This window comes from Kitasatospora sp. NPDC001119 (genome assembly GCF_053598475.1).
Map to the genome: position 1 here is coordinate 56,417 of NZ_JBSFKI010000044.1, position 15,990 is coordinate 72,406.

The window sequence follows — 15,990 nt, forward strand, 5'->3', positions numbered from 1 at the left end:
TCCGTGCTGTTCAGCCAGAGTCTTCCGATACATAAGCGAGGCCCGCATGATCGACCCGGTGACCTTCGACGGTCCGCCCGCCGTCGGTACCTTCGACCAGAAGCGGGCCGAGAACGCCATCCGCGAGCTGCTCCTCGCCGTCGGGGAGGACCCGGACCGCGAGGGCCTGCTGGAGACCCCGGCCCGGGTGGCGCGCGCCTACAAGGAGATATTCGCGGGCCTGTGGCAGGAGCCCGAGGACGTCCTCACCACCACCTTCGACCTCGGCCACGACGAGATGGTGCTGGTCAAGGACATCGAGCTGACCTCGGTCTGCGAGCACCACCTGGTGCCGTTCCGCGGCGTGGCCCACGTCGGGTACATCCCGTCCACCAGCGGCAAGATCACCGGGCTGTCCAAGCTCGCCCGGCTGGTCGACGTCTACGCCCGCCGGCCGCAGGTGCAGGAGCGGCTGACCAGCCAGGTCGCCGACGCGCTGATGCGGATCCTGGAGCCGCGCGGGGCGATCGTCGTGGTCGAGTGCGAGCACATGTGCATGTCGATGCGCGGCATCCGCAAGCCCGGCGCCAAGACCATCACCTCCTGCGTGCGCGGCCAGCTGCGCGACCCGGCCACCCGGGCCGAGGCGATGAGCCTCATCATCGGCCGGTAGGGCGCCGGCCGGCCGACGGTTCAGGAACCGGGCACCTCGTGCTCCGCGTGCGGCGGAGCCGGGGTGCCCAGCGCGTTGCGGTGCTCGGGCATCCGCAGCGTGACCATCCGGCGCCAGCCGTAGGCGCGGTCGTACAGGTGGAGCGCGCGCACCCCGAGGGTGATCAGGGCGAGCTGCCAGCGCGGCCAGCGCAGGATCCGGGCCATCCGGGCGGTGACGGCGAGGCCGACGTCCCGGTAGGTGCGGACCTCGCCCCGGGCGCTGGTCTCCAGGGCGTGCCGGACGTACGGGCCGTGGCCCTCGGAGATCAGCCGCAGCAGCTCCTCGTGGCAGTAGGCGAGGTGGTCGTCCTCGTCGGCGGAGATCACCCGCATCGCCCGGCCGAGGGCCGGGTTGTCCGCGTACGCCCTGACCAGCTGCCGCATCTGCTCGGCGGCGCGCTGCTCGGTGACCCGGCTGTGCGCGAGGTAGGTGATGAGCTCGCGGTCGGTCAGCGGGATGTCGGTGTTCAGCCGTTCGTGCGAGAGGCCGATGCCCTGGCGCTCCAGCAGCATGCAGTAGTCGGTCTCGTCGGGCACGGGCACCTTGGGCAGGCCGCGCCGGTTCAGCAGCTGGGCGAAGATCCGGCCGTGCTTGCGCTCGTCGGCACCGTGCCGGGCGACCTTCGGGGCGAGGACCGGGTCCCGGGTGAGGGCGGCGATCCGCTCGTTCTCCCAGCCGCCCTGGTCCTCGCCGCCGGCCGCGATGCTGCAGAACAGCTGGTACGCCTGGTCGTTGCGGTAGATCTCGTCGAAGAGCGAGCGGGTGCTCAGCACAGTGCCTCCTGCGCGGGTCCGGGCGCGCCCGGCGGGGGCCGACGGGCGGTCGCGATACGTTCCCCCGGGCCGCCGGCCGGGCGGGCCGACCGGCGGGTAGTCACCCACGTGCGCTAGCCGAGGTGCGAGCCCAGCCATTCGAGGGTGGCCGGCAGCTCCCTGGTCCAGCTGTCGAAGTTGTGCCCGCCGTCGTCCAGGTAGAGCGAGTCGATCTTGAACTGGGGGTTGGCCGCCGCGGTCCTGGTGGCGAGGTCGACGAACTGGACGGTCTGCGGGTAGTCCCCCTCCGCGCGGGTGGAGACCGCCAGCACGTTGAGCGCCGGGACCGGCAGGTTCTGCAGCCGCCAGCCGAGGTCGTGCTGCTGGGCCAGCGCCTTGTCGCCGTTGAAGAGGTCGCCGCCGGTGTAGTTGTCCTGGCGCACGGTGAAGTCGCCGTGCAGGCTCGCCGCGCTGCCGTAGACGTTCGGGAAGCGCATCGCCAGGCGCAGCGCGCAGCTGCCGCCGGTGGAGTAGCCGAGGGTGCCCCAGGAGCCGGCCGTGCGGCCGACCCGGTAGGCGCTGAGGATGGCCTCGGGGACGTCCTTGACGAACCAGGTCTCGGTGCGCGGCCCGCCGGGGACGTCCACGCACTCGGTGTCCCGGGACGGGACGACCGCCGGGCGGGCCATCACCAGGACGGTCGGCGGCATCTTGCCGGAGCGCTGCAGCTCGATCGCGGTCTGGGCGAGGGGCAGCTCGTGCAGCAGGTTCAGGGTGGTGCCCGGGTAGCCGGCGATGGCCAGCAGGACGGGGAAGCGGACCAGGGTGAGCTTCGGGTCGAAGTACGCGGGCGGCAGGTAGACGAACATCTGGTCGGAGAAGCCCGTCTCCTTGCCGCTCACCCGGACCGACTCGATCCTGCCGACCTCCTCGGGCGGGCCCTTCGGCAGGTTGGTGATGGTCTCCAGGCCGCCCTCGGTGGTGGGCTGGACCAGCGCGTCGGGGACCGGGGTGCCGCCCTTGTGGTTCTCGTTGCCGGCCAGCGCGAGCTTGGCGCCGCCGGGGCTGAGCAGGTCGTCCCAGGAGGTGTAGAACCCGAAGGAGTTGTTCACCGACAGCGCGAGCACGGCCAGGACCGAGGCTTGAACGACCGTCAGTAACCCGATCCGGCCGAGCACCGGCAGCGGACGTTGCGGCGCCAGCCGCGGCCAGAGCCACAGGGTCGTGACGACCGCCGCGGCGCCGAGTGCGAGAAGCGAGTTCACCAGCGCGTCGCTGGTCAGTTCCATGCCGTCGGCCTTCCGGTGGGACACTGTCGGTGCAGGCTTCATCGTCTGGCGGTCCGTCAGGCCGGGCCACCGTGGCTAGGCTGTCCGGATGCCCGGGCGGGCTGATAGGGCGGGGAGAGCCGGAGGCAACCGGCGCCCTAGAATGCGGCGTCCACCGTACGTAACGCGTCCCGGAGGGTCCCGTCGCGCCACGCTGCGGCGGGCCCCCGGCTCCCACCGCCGGCTCAACCCGCAGCGCGACCACGGCCCCGGTTTACCGACCGTTTCCGGGTCCTTGGTATGCGCATTGCCTGATGAAGGAATAGGCATGAAGGTCCATCACGCGTCCTCCCCCGGAGTGACCGGACACCGCACCGCAGCCTCTACGCTGAGCTTCCATGAGCGTTCCCGTGTCCGTTGAGCCGAGCCCCGAGCAGCCGCCGCGCCGTCGCCGCGGCCTGCAGACGCTGCGCAACCAGGCGTCCGCCGTCCCGAGGGCCTGGCTCCCCGGAGCGGTCGGCTACGCCTGTCTGCTGATCGGGCTCGTGGACATCGCCAGCGCGGTGTTCCCCAGGCTCCGGCACACGAAGGTGCACACCTTCGCCGGGCAGCTGCCGGGCGGCACCACCAGCCTGGCGGCGGTCGGCGCGCTGATGGTCGGCATCCTGCTGGTGCCGCTGGCGCACGCGCTGCGCCGGCGCAAGCGGCGGGCCTGGCGGGCGGTCTGCGTGCTGCTGCCGGTCAGCGCCGGGCTGCACATCGTGCGCTGGCACCAGATCGGCCCGGCGGTCGTCTCGCTGGTGGTCCTCGCCGTGATGCTGGTCCACCAGCGCGAGTTCTACGCCAAGGCCGACCCGCGCACCCGCTGGCGGGCGGTGGTCAACCTGGTCGTCATGGGCGTCCTCAGCGTGCTGCTCGGCCTGCTGATCGTGAGCACCCGGACCAAGTACGAGATCGGCCACCCGGGCCTGACCGAGCGCCTGCAGCACGTCGGGTACGGACTGTTCGGCTTCGAGGGCCCGATCCGGTACAACAACGTCCGGATGTCCGACCTGGTCGCCTACCTGCTCGGCGGGCTCGGCCTGCTGACCGCCTTCACCACCGCGTACCTGGCGCTGCGCCCGGGCAAGCCGAAGCCCGAGCTGACCGCGGAGGACGAGGAGAAGGTCCGCGAGCTGCTCAAGCGGCACGGCGAGCGCGACTCGCTCGGCTACTTCGCGCTGCGCCGCGACAAGAGCGTGCTGTTCTCGCCCACCGGCAAGGCCGCGATCTCCTACCGGGTGGTCTCCGGCGTGATGCTGGCCTCCGGCGACCCGGTCGGCGACGTCGAGGCCTGGCCGGGCGCGATCAAGGTGTTCATGGCCGAGGCCCGCGAGCACGCCTGGGTGCCGGCCGTGATGGGGTGCAGCGAGGTCGGCGGCGAGGTCTGGACCCGTGAGGCGGGCCTGGACGCGCTGGAGCTGGGCGACGAGGCGATCGTGGACACCGCGTCCTTCTCGCTCTCCGGCCGGGCCATGCGCAACGTGCGCCAGATGGTCAAGCGGATCGAGCGCAACGGCTACTCCTGCCAGGTGCGCCGGGTCTCCGAGCTCACCGTGGAGGAGAAGTACCGGATCGCCGACGCCGCCGCCCGCTGGCGCGGCACCGACACCGAGCGCGGCTTCTCGATGGCCCTCGGCCGCTTCGGCGACCCGCTGGACGACGACTGCGTGGTGGTCACCGCCCACAAGGCCCCGGAGGAGGGCGAGGAGGGCGACGACCTGAAGGCCGTGCTGCACTTCGTGCCCTGGGGGCCGGACGGCATCTCGCTGGAGCTGATGCGCCGCGACCGCGCCGCCGACCCGGGCCTGAACGAGCTGCTGATCGTCGCCGCGCTGCAGGCGGTGCCCGCGATGGGCGTGCGCCGGGTGTCGCTCAACTTCGCGATGTTCCGCTCGGCGCTGGCCCGCGGCGAGCGGATCGGCGCCGGCCCGGTGCTGCGCGCCTGGCGGGGGCTGCTGGTGTTCCTGTCGCGCTGGTTCCAGATCGAGTCGCTGTACAAGTTCAACGCCAAGTTCCAGCCCGAGTGGGAGCCGCGCTTCCTGGTCTTCCCGAGCACCCGGGACCTGCCCCGGATCGGCTTCGCCGCGATGCAGGCGGAGGCCTTCATCACGCTCGGGATGCCGCGTTTCGGCCGCCGGCGCCAGCGCGAGGGGCTGATGCCGGTCCCGTCGACCCGTGAGGTCACCGAGGCCGCCTGAGGCCCGTCGCGGGCCTTCGGGGCCGCGACGGCACGGAACGGGGCCCCCGCCGAGAATCCTCGGCGGGGGCCCCGTTCGATAATGGGAAGCATGAACGATTCGCCCTCCTTCTCCCTGCCGGCCGGTCTGCCGCGACTGGAGCGCTGCGCCGTGATGGGCGTGGTCAACGTCACGCCCGACTCCTTCTCGGACGGCGGGATGTGGCACGACCCCGCCAAGGCGATCGCGCACGGCCTCGCACTGCGGGCCCGCGGTGCCGACCTGGTGGACGTCGGCGGCGAGTCCACCCGGCCGGGCTCGCAGCGGGTCCCCGAGGAGGAGGAGCTGCGCCGGGTGATCCCGGTGGTGCGCGAGCTCGCCGACGCCGGGGTGGTGGTCTCGGTGGACACCATGCGCGCCTCGGTCGCCGAGCGGGCCGTCGAGGCCGGCGCCGCGATCGTCAACGACGTCTCCGGGGGGCTCGCCGACCCGGCGATGGCCCGGGTGGTCGCCGAGACCGGCGCGCCCTTCGTGGTGATGCACTGGCGCGGGCAGTCCGCCGACATGGACCGGATGGCCGTCTACGACGACGTCGTGCGGGACGTGGTCGCCGAGCTGACCGACCGGGTGGACGCGCTGCTGGCGGCCGGGGTCAAGGAGGACCAGCTGATCCTCGACCCGGGGCTCGGCTTCGCCAAGACCTCCGAGCACAACTGGGCGCTGCTCGGCCGGCTGGACGCGCTCACCGCGCTCGGCCGTCCCGTGCTCGTGGCGGCTTCGCGCAAGCGGTTCCTGGGTACGCTGCTCGCCGACCCGGCAACCGGGGAACTGCGCCCGGCCCGGGAGCGCGACGACGCGACGGCCGCGGTGTCGGTGCTGTCCGCACGGGCGGGAGCCTGGGCGGTGCGGGTGCACGACGTGTCCGGCACGGCGGATGCCGTCCGGGTGGTCGCGGCCTGGCAGCACGCGGCGCGGTTGGGGTGAGGGAGGGTCTGTGACAGGTGACGGCAGGTTGAGCGGCGGTACGGCCGGGCGGGCCCGCGAGGCGGACCTGGAGGCCGTTCTGGCGGCGAACCAGGGGCTCTACGAGGCGCTGGAACGGGGGGACCTGGAAGCGGTCGAGGACGCCTGGCTGGGCGCCGCGGACGCCGACGACAAGGGTGGCGTGGTGTGCGTGCACCCGGGCTGGCCGGTGCTCCGCGGCCGGGCCCAGGTGACCCGTTCGTACATGCTGATCATGATGAACACGGAGTACATCCAGTTCTTCCTGACCGATGTCGAGGCCGAGGTGCACGGTGATGTGGCCCTTGTCACGTGCACCGAGAACATCCTGTCCGGCGGAGAGTCGGAGGAGGAGGGGGAACTCGGGCCGCTGGTCGGCGGAAAGGTCGTGTCGACGAATCTGTTCCGTCGTACCCCGGCCGGGTGGAAGCTCTGGTCGCATCACGGTTCACCCGTTCTGACCAGCGGGGACGACGACGAGGAGAGCTGATTCCGGCACTTGCGGAAATGCGGTGCCGGGAAGTCGCCGGGAATTTCCGAGTGGTCACCGAACGTTCACGTCAATCGCCATATCGGTGCGCGTGGCGTCGGTTCGTGCCGGGTAGGACGGTCAGGCGTTGTCCGTGCTCGCGGGTAGATTCGAAACGGAGTGGCGGGCGTGCCGCCCGCCTTCGCCCTGCCCGTCCATGCCTTTCTCCGGGCGGGGCCCGTCCGACTGGGAGCAGTGATTCGTTTGCTGGACCGCGTCACCCTGCGGGGGCTGCGAGCCCGGGGCCACCACGGCGTCTTCGAGCGCGAGCGCGTCGAGGGGCAGACCTTCGTGGTCGACCTCGTGCTCCACCTGGACACCCGCCCCGCCGCGGCCGGAGACGACCTCACCCGCACCGCGCACTACGGGCTGGTGGCGGAGGAGGTCACCGCGATCATCGCCGGGGAGCCGGTCGACCTGATCGAGACGCTGGCCCAGCGGATCGCCGACCAGTGCCTCAAGCACGAAGCGGTCGAGGAGGTCGAGGTCACCGTGCACAAGCCGGACGCCCCGATCACCGTGCCGTTCGACGACGTGACCGTGACCATCCACCGGGGCCGCGCATGACCCCCACCGCGCGCCCGGTATCCGATGTAGAGGACGTTTTCCGATGAGCGAGCGAAGCGAGCGGATGATCAAGAGGTGCGCATGGGTGAGTGCCCCTGCTGAGCGAAGCGAGGCGGGCGCATGAGCACCAGTGACCCGACCGCCACGCCGAACGCGTTCGACCTGGAGAGCCGGGTGGACTCCGCCGACACCACGCTGCACAGCCAGCGCTGCGCGGTGATCGCGCTCGGCAGCAACCTGGGCAACCGGCTGGACACCCTCCAGGGGGCCGTCGACGCGCTCGCCGACACCCCGGGGCTGAAGATCAAGGCCGTCTCCGCGGTGTACGAGACCGAGGCCGTCGGCGGGCCCGAGGAGCAGCCGAACTACTACAACGCGGTCGTGGTGCTGCGCACCTCGCTGCCCCCGCGGGACCTGCTGGAGCGCGGCAACGCCATCGAGGACGCCTTCGGGCGGGTGCGGACCGTCCACTGGGGCCCGCGCACCCTGGACGTCGACATCCTGGCCTACGAGGGCGTGCTGAGCGACGACCCGCAGCTGCTGCTGCCGCACCCGCGCTCGCACGAGCGCGCCTTCGTGCTCGCCCCCTGGCTGGACGCCCAGCCGGAGGCCGAGGTGCCCGGGCACGGGCGGGTGGACGCGCTGCTGACCGCGCTGGGCGGTCCGGACGCGCAGGGCGTGAAGCGCCGCGAGGACATCGGGCTGACGCTGCCCGAGTAGGTCCGGAGGCCGGTGACCGGGGCCGTTGCCCGGGGAACTCGGCCGGGGGCCCGGCCGTACGAGTAGGTGTCCGCCGTTCACGCGGGTGCCCGCCCGGCCGGGCCCGGTACGGTGGCCTGGCGTCGCCGCGCCACCGGGCGGGCGGCCGGTTCGGGTACCCGGGAAGGACCTCCTCCGAGTGAAGCTGCTTCGCCTCCGCCTCCTGATCGGCATCACCGCCGCCACGACGGCGCTGTCCTGGGCCGGCTCCAAGCTGTGGGCCTCCGTGGACACGCTGCCGGCGGTGCCGGCCGCGGCGCCGGTGGTGCTGGCGGCGGTCGCGGTGGTCCTGCTGGCGACCGCGCTGTCGCTGCGGGCCCGGCTGAAGGCGGTGCGCGAGCGGCAGCCCGGGGCGAAGGGGGTCGACCCGCTGCTGGCGGCCCGGGCGGTGGTGCTGGGGCAGGCCAGCGCGCTGGTCTCCTCGGTGGTCACCGGGATCTACGCGGGGGCCGGGATCTACCTGCTGGGCGAGCTGGACGTGTCGGCCCGCAAGGACCAGGCCGTGACGGCCGGGCTCGCGGTGCTGGCGGGGGCCGCGGTGATCGCGGCGGCGCTCTGGATCCAGCACGTGTGCAAGTTGCCGGAGAACCACGACGACCCGGGCGGTCCGGCGGCGTCGCACCGCTGAGACGCGGCCGGGGCAGCGCCGGGGCGCCGCCCGGGCGTCACGGGGGCCTCGACGGCCCCGCCGGCACCGTCGGCCTCGTCGGCACCGCTGAGCAGGGCTTTCCTCGTGATCTTGCGTGAGAATCCGGGCACGTGCGGTAAAAACCGCACCCTGTCAAGGGCGGAAGGGGACCCTGGGCTGACAGGCCCCCAATTCGCACGCTAGTTTCTTGGACATGTCTCGCGGACGCCACCGTCATTCCTCCGTCCTCGGCCGGGTCTTTCCCCCCACCGCCGCCGGCGTGCTGCTGGTCGCCGCACTGGCCGCTCTGCTTTTCAGTCAGGACACCGTCCTGGTGCGCTCGGTGGGCGTCGCGGCGGTGATCGCGACGCTCGGCTTCGCGCTGCTGCTGCGCCAGCGGGACAAGGCGGCCCGGGCGGCCGCCGAGACGTCCGCGGCCCAGCGGCTGCGCGCCGAGGAGCGGTTCGAGGAGCAGCTGGCCGAGGCCGAGTACGCGGCGGAGGTCGCCGAGGAGCGGGCCACCCGGTTCGGGCGGCGGCTGACGGCGGAGAAGTCGCGGCTGGCGAAGGCCGAGACCGAGATCGCCCGGCTGCTGCGCGAGCGGGCCGTGGCGGTCGCCGAGCAGGCGCTCAAGGAGGCCGAGGCGGCCCAGCAGGCGCTCGCCGCGAGCCGTCCGAAGCATCCGGCCAGCCCGGCCGCCTACGTGCGGGCGGCGTCCGTGCTGCGGCTGCTGGAGCGCCGCGCGGCGGAGCAGGAGGCCCGGCGGGCGCGTACGGCGGGCGCGGAGGTGGCCCTGCGGAAGCCCGCGAAGGAGTCGCCGGTCGCCCCGGCCGCGTCGGTGGCCGTGCCGGCCCCGGTGGCGCCCTCGGTGCCGACCCCGGGGCAGGCGCCGGCGGCCCCGGCGCCGGTGCGGCCCGAGCCGGTGCGTCCGGCGCTGACCGCGACGGTCGGTCAGCTCGGCGGCGCGTCGGCCGGGCCGGCCGCGGCGCCCGCGCCGGTGGAGCGGCAGCGGCCGCGCCCGGCGCAGTCCGGTCCGGCCCGCGGGCAGGGCTTCAGCTTCTTCGGCCGCGGTGCGGCTGCCCCGGCGCGCCCGGCGGCCCCGGCACCGGCGGTGGGCAGCGTCGCCGAACTGGGGGAGCGCGCCGACCTGGCGGACGTGGTGGGCGACGAGGCGGTGGCCGAGAAGGCCGTGGCCGAGGCCCGGGCGGCGGAGTCGGCCGAGCGGCCGGAGCAGGGCGGGCCGACCGTGGTGGACCTGACGCCGGAGGACGAGACCGAGCTGATCCAGCTGCCGGAGCTGCGCGCCTCGCGCTGAGGCCCGCCGGGCCCCGGAAACGGAGAAACCGCGGCGCGGGGAGTCGGACGGACCGACTTCCCGCGCCGCGGCGTTGTCCGCGGGTGCGTCAGAGCTGGACGCCGAAGTCCTGGGCGATGCCGGCCAGGCCGGAGGCGTAGCCCTGGCCGACGGCGCGGAACTTCCACTCCCCGTTGTTGCGGTAGAGCTCGCCGAAGATCATCGCGGTCTCGGTGGCGGCGTCCTCGGAGAGGTCGTAGCGGGCGATCTCGGCGCCGCCGGCCGCGTTCACCACGCGGATGTAGGCGTTGCGGACCTGGCCGAAGTTCTGGCCGCGGGCGGTGCCGTCGTAGATGGTGACCGGGAAGGTGATCTTGGCGGCCTCGACCGGCAGGCCGGCCAGGTTGATGTTGATCGACTCGTCGTCGCCCGCGCCCTCGCCGGTGCGGTTGTCACCGGTGTGCACGACGGTGTTGTCCGGCGTGCTGGTGTTGTTGAAGAAGACGAAGTGGCCGTTGGACAGCACCTTGCCGTCCGCGTTCAGGACGATCGCGCTGGCGTCGAGGTCGAACTCGGCGCCGGTCGTGGTGCGGACGTCCCAACCCAGGCCGACGGTGACCGCGGACAGGCCGGGGGCCTCCTTGGTCAGCGAGACGTTGCCACCCTTGGAGAGGCTCACTGGCATGACGATTGCAGTCCCTTCGTTCGCTTCGTTCGCTATTTCCCGGGACAACGCAATACCGCGGTGGCTTGGTTCCGCAGGGGCCGTGAATTCTTCGTGGGCGCCCAACGGAGGGCAAAGGCCGGGCAAAGGACGTGTCAGATGCGCCGGAACCGGCCCTGCAGCGTCCAGATGTTCGGGTTGTCGGCCAGGTCGGGGTGCATGTCGAAGAGGTCGGCCAGGGTGTCCTGGAGGAAGTCCCGGGCCTCGCGCCGCAGCTCGCCGTGGCGGACCACCACCGGCGGCTCGTCCGGCAGCCAGGTGGCGGTGACCTCGACCCAGTTGAAGCGGCGGGCGAAGCGCAGCAGCTCGGTGTTCTGGGTGAAGTCGAGGTCGGCGGTCTGCACCCGGGCGGCCCGGACGCCGTCCGGGTCGCGGTCCAGGAGTTCGGCGACGTCGCACAGCGCCCAGGCGAAGTCGAGCACGGGCACCCAGCCCCAGGCGGTGGACAGTTCCGAGCCCTCGCCGTCCAGGTAGACGTCGCCGCAGAACAGGTCGTACCGCAGGGCGTGCACGGACGCGGTGCGGTAGTCCGTCTGCGGGGGGTCGGGGAAGCGGTTGGAGAGGGAGTAGCCGAGCTCGATCACGTACGCCATTGTCGGGGCTCGGGGCGCCCGGGGGTAACCGGGTGCGGAAGCGGGGGGCGTACCGATATCCGGGTGACCGGACGGGCCGGGCGCGGGATGATGGGCGCATGTCCGAGCCCATCCGCGTACGGGGGTCGGTGGTCGTCCCCGACGCCGAGCTCGTCTGGCGCTTCTCGCGTTCCTCCGGCCCCGGCGGCCAGCACGTCAACACCTCCGACTCCAAGGCCGAGTTGCGCTTCGACCTGGCCTCGACCAGGGCGCTGCCCGAGGTGTGGCGCGAGCGCGCGCTGGAGCGGCTGGCCGGCCGGCTGGTGGACGGCCGGGTGCTGGTGGTCCAGGCCTCGGAGTTCCGCTCGCAGTGGCGCAACCGGGAGGCGGCCGCGGCCCGGCTGTCGGCGCTGCTGACCGAGGCGTGCGCGCCGCCGCCGAAGGCCCGGCGGGCGACCAGGCCGAGCCGGGGGATGGTCCAGCGGCGGCTGGAGAACAAGAAGCACCGCTCCGAGCTGAAGCAGGGCCGCCGGGCGCCGCGGGGCGGCGAGTAGCCGGCCGGGCCCTCAGCCGAGGGTGCGGTAACCGCCGCGGAAGTAGAGCAGCGGGCGGCCGCCGGGGTCGGGCACCGTGGCCTCCAGGACGCGGCCGAGCAGCAGGGTGTGGTCGCCGGCGGGTATCCGCTGCTCGGTGCGGCACTCGACGGTGGCCAGCGCGCCGTCGACCAGCGGGGCGCCGGTGCGCGGGCCGCGGTGGTGCGGGGTGTCCGCGAACAGCAGCCGGTCGCTGAGCCGGCCCTTCATGGCGAACCGGGAGCCGAGCGTCTTCTGTCCCTCGGTCAGCACCGAGACCGCCCAGGTGTCCACCCGGGAGAGCACCTCGTCCATCCGGGAGTCCTCGCGGACCGAGATCAGCACCAGCGGCGGCTCCAGCGACACCGAGAGGAAGGACGTGGCGGTCATGCCGACGTCCTCGCCGTCCTCCGGGTCGTGGACGGTCACCAGGCTCACGCCGGCGGCGAGCTGGGAGAGGGCAGCCCGGAACTCGTCGGGCGTGGCGTGGGGGGCAGCTTCGGGCTGCGGCGACGGGTACACGTACCGCACGGTAGTCGTCACCCGGGAGGATCGGCATCGGGCCTTGGTCGTAGGACCGGCGGTCCGGCCGAAGGGTTACGCCCGGTGGCCGAACTCACCCTCAGGAGTGAAGCGACCGGACTGGCGGGCGCAGTCGGCTTCAGTCGGCGGCCAATGCGGTCGACCACCAGAAAAGTTCCGATGGCGCTGTATGTCCCACTACGGGACAGATGAACTGATTAAGGGCGCATTAGTCTCGTGTGATTTAAGTCACAAGTGATGGCCTATTGCTGACCGAGCGTGCCGAGCGCTGTGCTCCCTGTGATTCAGTTCTTCTGGCAATCGGACGATAACCAATCAAGAACTATCCGAAGCAGCCGGGGAGCCCCCGCATGGAAGCCGAGTCGGAGCCGTACGTCCGTCTCGCGACCCTCCGCACCTTGCACCGGGTCGTGGCGGACCTCAACGCTGCCCGCAGCCTCGCTGGCACGCTCCAGGCCGTGGTCGAGGGCGCGGTGCACGGGCTCGGCTTCGACGCCGCCGCGGTCAGCCTCGTCCGGCCCGACGGCGACCTCGTGGTGGCGGCCGTCTGGGAGCTGGAGGAGAGCCCGATGGGCGGCCCCTCCGTCCTGCTCGGCCAGGTCGGCTCCCGGGAGTCCTGGGACCGGCTGCTCGGCGTCAGCGACCACTGGGGCACCCTGCGCTTCCTGCCGTACGACCGCGGCTGGGCCGTCGCCAGCGACATCCCGCGCTGGATCGGGGACGGCCCGCTGCCGGTGTACGCCAACGACTGGCACCCCGCCGACGGGCTGCTCGCCCCGATGTACAGCGCCGGCGGCGACCTCCTCGGCGTCCTCTCGGTGGACCGCCCGCGCAGCGGCAAGCGGCCCGGCGCCTGGACCCGCGAGGCGCTGGAGATGTTCTCGCTGCAGGCCTCCATCGCGATCGGCAACGCCCGGCTGCGGGCCGAGATGCAGCGCGCGCTGGCCCGCCTGGAGAAGGAGCAGCAGGCGCTGCGGGCCAGCGAGGAGAGCTTCCGCCAGGCCTTCGAGTACGCGCCCAGCGGGATGGCGATCACCGAGCTGCACGGCGTCGGGCGCGGCCAGCTGACCAGGGTGAACGACGCGCTCTGCCGACTGCTCGGCCGGCCCCGGGCGGTGCTGCGCCAGCAGAGCTTCGCCGACCTCGTGCACCCCGAGGACCGGGCGCTGCTGGAGCGCACCAGCGCCGAGAGCGGCCGCGCGGAGCTGCGGCTTTCCCGGCGGGATGGCGGCTACCAGTGGGTCTGCCTGCGCAACTCGATCGTCGCGGACGCGGCCGAGGGGCCGAGCTTCCTGCTCACCCACGTCGAGGACATCGAGGACCGCAAGCGGCACGAGTTCCAGCTCGCCCACCGGGCCAGCCACGACGCCCTGACCGGGCTGCCGAACGGCGCCGAGCTCAAGGCCCGGCTGGCCCGCCGGCTCTGCGCCCAGCCGCAGCCGGTCGGCGCCACCGGCGGGCAGGTCGAGGTGGCCTACCCGCAGCCGTACGGCTACCCGGCCGACTCCTACAGCGCGCCCGCGGCGCACGACGGGCTGGAGGGCGCGGACCGGTACGCCGGGCCGGCGCACGGCTACGGCCTGCCCGAGGGGCTGCCGAGCGGGCTCGGCCCGGGCTTCGGGGAGCACGTGCACGCGGTGGTCCCGGCCGAGTACGGGCCGGGCGGCGAGGCCTGGTCGGCTCCGTTCCGCTCGGGCGCGGCGGCGGCGGTGGACAAGGGGCTCGCGGTGCTCTTCTGCGACCTGGACGGCTTCAAGTCGATCAACGACCGGTTCGGCCACAACGCGGGCGACGCGGTGCTGGTCGAGGTCGCCCGGCGGCTGAGCCAGGCCGTCCGGGACGGCGACACGGTGGCCCGGCTCGGCGGCGACGAGTTCGTGGTGCTGGCGGACGGGATCGGCCGCGAGGAGGCCAAGGACCTCGCCCACCGGCTGCGGGGCGCGATCATCCCGCCGATGCGGATCGACGGACGGGCGATGCGGGTGGGGGTGAGCCTCGGCGTCGGCTGGGCCGGCTGCGGGATGAGCATCGAGGAGGTGCTGCAGACCGCGGACGAGCGGATGTACGACGAGAAGCGGGCCCGGGGCGGGGCGGTGCGCGGGGCGCGCGGCGAGCGCTCGCACCGGCGCGCGGGCTGAGCCGGCGGACGGCCCCCGCGGGCTCGGGCCGGCCCTGGTCGGTCCCGGTTACCCGTGAGTTGTCAAGGGTTCTTTTCCCGCCGTCACATACGGCAGGTAGGGTTCCCGGTACGACAGCGTCCATGATCTGCGCCGCCCGCAGCAGGCGGCGCACCGGATGGGGGAGCAGACCACCGTGACGACCGCCGGCAGCAACGGAGTGCCCGAGGGCCAGGGGGGCGGTGCCCCGCAGGACGACGACCCGTTCGGCTACCTCTACCGCCCGGCCGACGGTTCCACCGGGCAGCCGGCCGAGCCGCAGCAGGGGGTCCCGCGCACGCCGTACAGCCGCCCGATGGAGGTCGGGCGCGCGCAGTACGGCTACCCGCCGCGGGCGCAGCAACAGCAGCAGCCGTACGGCCAGCAGGGCATGCCGCCGCAGTACCCGGGCGGCCAGCCGCAGGCCCCGTACGGCCAGCCCGGCCCGCCGCAGCAGCCCGAGTACGGTGCGGCGCCCACCCAGCAGACCCGCTACGCCGAGCACTCCCGGCCGCAGCCGGGGGAGGAGCCGCGCAGCAGCGGCCGGAGCAAGGGCGCGGTGATCGGCGCGGTGGCCGTGGTCGCGGCGATAGCGATCGGGGCGGGCATAGCCCTCTCCACCGGGGACCCGGACGACAACAAGACCGGCAAGGGCGGCACCGCCACCACCGCCCCGCCGGCCCCCACCACCCCGGGGCCAACCGCCACGACCGCCAGCGGCTCCCCCTCGGCGAGCGCCACCCCGGTCTCCGGACCGACGACCGTGGACGCCGGCCAGCTCCAGGGGCAGAACGCGCCCTCCGGCAACACCGTCAAGGGCGCCAAGTCGGCCGACGGCAGCTACCTGACGCTCCAGCCGGGCGGCTCGGTGACCTGGACCGGCGAGATCGCCACCGCCGGGTCGTACAAGCTGACGGTGCACTACAACTACTCGGGCGCGGAGTTCAAGGGCTCGGCCTCGGTGAACGGCAAGGACTGGCCGAGCGGGGTGACGTACAGGATCTACGGGCCGCAGCCCAAGGACCAGACCTCCGCCTGGTACAGCACCTGGATACTGCCGCAGTTCCAGGCCGGGCCGAACACGGTGACCCTCACGGTGCCCTCCGGCGCGGTCCTGGTCGACCAGATCACCATCGAGCCGGGCGGCTGAGCCCGCCCCTCCTCCGGACACACCACGGCCGCCCGTCCCCGCGTGGGGGAGGGCGGCCGTCGGCGTCGCTCAGGCGGGCTTGACGGTGGAGAACCTCTCGCCGCCGACGATCCACCGGCCGCGGCGCATGACGGCGACCAGGTCGTAGCCCTCCGAGTCGACCACGACCAGGTCGGCGAGCTTGCCGGTCTCCAGCGAGCCGATCGAGTCGCCCAGGCCGAGCAGCCGGGCCGGGGTGGCGGACAGCGACTCGACGGCCTGGTTCAGGCTCAGCCCGTTGACGGTGACCGAGCGCTTGAACGCCACGTCCAGGGTGAGGGTCGAGCCGGCGATCGCACCGCCCTCGACCAGCCGGGCCACGCCGTCCTTGACCTCGACCTGGAGCGGGCCGAGCGGGTAGAGGCCGTCGCCCATGCCGGCCGCGCCCATCGCGTCGGTGATCAGGGCGACCCGGTTCGCGCCGGCCGTGCCGTAGGCGAGGTCCAGGACGGAGGGGTGCAGGTGCACGCCGTCGTTGATCAGCTCGACGGTGACCCGCTCGTCCTCCAGCAGCGCCACGAT

The 15,990-nt window shown here is 73.3% G+C and carries 17 protein-coding genes; 11 read left to right on the top strand and 6 right to left on the bottom strand.

Features of this window, described 5'->3' with window-relative positions:
• Positions 1-46: 46 nt before the first annotated feature.
• Positions 47-652, top strand: coding sequence for a GTP cyclohydrolase I FolE (folE, locus tag ACWDD9_RS36825; RefSeq protein ID WP_049654054.1), 606 nt, complete (start codon positions 47-49; stop codon positions 650-652).
• A 20-nt stretch (positions 653-672) separates the two neighbouring features.
• Here folE and ACWDD9_RS36830 read toward each other — a convergent pair whose 3' ends face one another.
• The gene (locus ACWDD9_RS36830) at positions 673-1,467 is read right to left on the bottom strand and encodes a ferritin-like domain-containing protein (protein WP_449813991.1); all 795 of its coding nucleotides are present in this window, start codon (positions 1,465-1,467) and stop codon (positions 673-675) included.
• Between the two features lie 113 nt (positions 1,468-1,580).
• Positions 1,581-2,735 carry an alpha/beta hydrolase gene (locus tag ACWDD9_RS36835; protein WP_449813992.1) on the bottom strand — a complete coding sequence of 385 codons (1,155 nt, stop codon included), beginning with the start codon at positions 2,733-2,735 and terminating at the stop codon, positions 1,581-1,583.
• A gap of 377 nt (positions 2,736-3,112) precedes the next feature.
• Between ACWDD9_RS36835 and ACWDD9_RS36840 the strand changes: the two genes are divergently transcribed.
• From ACWDD9_RS36840 to ACWDD9_RS36870, 7 genes are all read left to right on the top strand, one after another.
• Positions 3,113-4,954 (top strand): phosphatidylglycerol lysyltransferase domain-containing protein, encoded by a 1,842-nt coding sequence (locus ACWDD9_RS36840; protein WP_380741892.1) that lies wholly within the window; start codon positions 3,113-3,115, stop codon positions 4,952-4,954.
• Positions 4,955-5,044: 90 nt separating this feature from the next.
• Positions 5,045-5,917 carry a dihydropteroate synthase gene (folP, locus tag ACWDD9_RS36845; protein WP_049654059.1) on the top strand — a complete coding sequence of 291 codons (873 nt, stop codon included), beginning with the start codon at positions 5,045-5,047 and terminating at the stop codon, positions 5,915-5,917.
• Between the two features lie 28 nt (positions 5,918-5,945).
• The gene (locus tag ACWDD9_RS36850) at positions 5,946-6,425 is read left to right on the top strand and encodes a nuclear transport factor 2 family protein (protein WP_049654066.1); all 480 of its coding nucleotides are present in this window, start codon (positions 5,946-5,948) and stop codon (positions 6,423-6,425) included.
• A gap of 246 nt (positions 6,426-6,671) precedes the next feature.
• Positions 6,672-7,031: a dihydroneopterin aldolase gene (gene folB / locus ACWDD9_RS36855; protein WP_049654068.1), complete on the top strand. Its 360-nt coding sequence runs from the start codon at positions 6,672-6,674 to the stop codon at positions 7,029-7,031.
• A gap of 120 nt (positions 7,032-7,151) precedes the next feature.
• Entirely contained in the window at positions 7,152-7,751 is a 600-nt protein-coding gene (gene folK / locus ACWDD9_RS36860) for a 2-amino-4-hydroxy-6-hydroxymethyldihydropteridine diphosphokinase (protein WP_049654060.1), read from the top strand.
• Positions 7,752-7,929: 178 nt separating this feature from the next.
• A complete protein-coding gene (locus ACWDD9_RS36865) occupies positions 7,930-8,418 on the top strand; it encodes a DUF3180 domain-containing protein (protein WP_049654061.1) in 489 nt (162 codons plus the stop codon).
• Positions 8,419-8,632: 214 nt separating this feature from the next.
• The gene (locus ACWDD9_RS36870; RefSeq protein ID WP_380745043.1) at positions 8,633-9,733 is read left to right on the top strand and encodes a hypothetical protein; all 1,101 of its coding nucleotides are present in this window, start codon (positions 8,633-8,635) and stop codon (positions 9,731-9,733) included.
• Between the two features lie 88 nt (positions 9,734-9,821).
• Here ACWDD9_RS36870 and ACWDD9_RS36875 read toward each other — a convergent pair whose 3' ends face one another.
• Positions 9,822-10,397: a TerD family protein gene (locus tag ACWDD9_RS36875; RefSeq protein WP_049655167.1), complete on the bottom strand. Its 576-nt coding sequence runs from the start codon at positions 10,395-10,397 to the stop codon at positions 9,822-9,824.
• 134 nt (positions 10,398-10,531) lie between these two features.
• The gene (locus ACWDD9_RS36880; RefSeq protein ID WP_369808326.1) at positions 10,532-11,029 is read right to left on the bottom strand and encodes a hypothetical protein; all 498 of its coding nucleotides are present in this window, start codon (positions 11,027-11,029) and stop codon (positions 10,532-10,534) included.
• Between the two features lie 98 nt (positions 11,030-11,127).
• On the opposite strand from ACWDD9_RS36880, the gene arfB reads away from it, so the two are divergent.
• A complete protein-coding gene (gene arfB / locus ACWDD9_RS36885; protein ID WP_117489044.1) occupies positions 11,128-11,562 on the top strand; it encodes an alternative ribosome rescue aminoacyl-tRNA hydrolase ArfB in 435 nt (144 codons plus the stop codon).
• A gap of 12 nt (positions 11,563-11,574) precedes the next feature.
• On the opposite strand, the gene ACWDD9_RS36890 is transcribed toward arfB, so the two are convergent.
• Complete coding sequence (locus tag ACWDD9_RS36890) at positions 11,575-12,111, bottom strand: flavin reductase family protein (protein ID WP_369808329.1); 537 nt, start codon at positions 12,109-12,111, stop codon at positions 11,575-11,577.
• 362 nt (positions 12,112-12,473) lie between these two features.
• Between ACWDD9_RS36890 and ACWDD9_RS36895 the strand changes: the two genes are divergently transcribed.
• Both ACWDD9_RS36895 and ACWDD9_RS36900 read left to right on the top strand, forming a co-directional pair.
• A complete protein-coding gene (locus ACWDD9_RS36895) occupies positions 12,474-14,261 on the top strand; it encodes a diguanylate cyclase domain-containing protein (protein WP_449813993.1) in 1,788 nt (595 codons plus the stop codon).
• A gap of 157 nt (positions 14,262-14,418) precedes the next feature.
• The gene (locus ACWDD9_RS36900; protein WP_449813994.1) at positions 14,419-15,429 is read left to right on the top strand and encodes a hypothetical protein; all 1,011 of its coding nucleotides are present in this window, start codon (positions 14,419-14,421) and stop codon (positions 15,427-15,429) included.
• A gap of 69 nt (positions 15,430-15,498) precedes the next feature.
• On the opposite strand, the gene ACWDD9_RS36905 is transcribed toward ACWDD9_RS36900, so the two are convergent.
• Positions 15,499-15,990 (bottom strand): amidohydrolase family protein (locus ACWDD9_RS36905; protein WP_449813995.1); only part of this gene is annotated, 492 nt, incomplete at its 5' end.

Excerpts from the sequence above, each read along its gene's own strand:
- ACWDD9_RS36870 (WP_380745043.1), top strand. The coding sequence starts at position 8,633 with ATGTCTCGCGGACGCCACCGTCATTCCTCCGTCCTCGGCCGGGTCTTT.
- ACWDD9_RS36900 (WP_449813994.1), top strand. The coding sequence starts at position 14,419 with ATGGGGGAGCAGACCACCGTGACGACCGCCGGCAGCAACGGAGTGCCC.
- ACWDD9_RS36880 (WP_369808326.1), bottom strand. The coding sequence starts at position 11,029 with ATGGCGTACGTGATCGAGCTCGGCTACTCCCTCTCCAACCGCTTCCCC.
- ACWDD9_RS36840 (WP_380741892.1), top strand. The coding sequence starts at position 3,113 with ATGAGCGTTCCCGTGTCCGTTGAGCCGAGCCCCGAGCAGCCGCCGCGC.
- ACWDD9_RS36875 (WP_049655167.1), bottom strand. The coding sequence starts at position 10,397 with ATGCCAGTGAGCCTCTCCAAGGGTGGCAACGTCTCGCTGACCAAGGAG.
- folP (WP_049654059.1), top strand. The coding sequence starts at position 5,045 with ATGAACGATTCGCCCTCCTTCTCCCTGCCGGCCGGTCTGCCGCGACTG.
- ACWDD9_RS36895 (WP_449813993.1), top strand. The coding sequence starts at position 12,474 with ATGGAAGCCGAGTCGGAGCCGTACGTCCGTCTCGCGACCCTCCGCACC.
- folE (WP_049654054.1), top strand. The coding sequence starts at position 47 with ATGATCGACCCGGTGACCTTCGACGGTCCGCCCGCCGTCGGTACCTTC.
- folK (WP_049654060.1), top strand. The coding sequence starts at position 7,152 with ATGAGCACCAGTGACCCGACCGCCACGCCGAACGCGTTCGACCTGGAG.
- arfB (WP_117489044.1), top strand. The coding sequence starts at position 11,128 with ATGTCCGAGCCCATCCGCGTACGGGGGTCGGTGGTCGTCCCCGACGCC.
- ACWDD9_RS36835 (WP_449813992.1), bottom strand. The coding sequence starts at position 2,735 with ATGGAACTGACCAGCGACGCGCTGGTGAACTCGCTTCTCGCACTCGGC.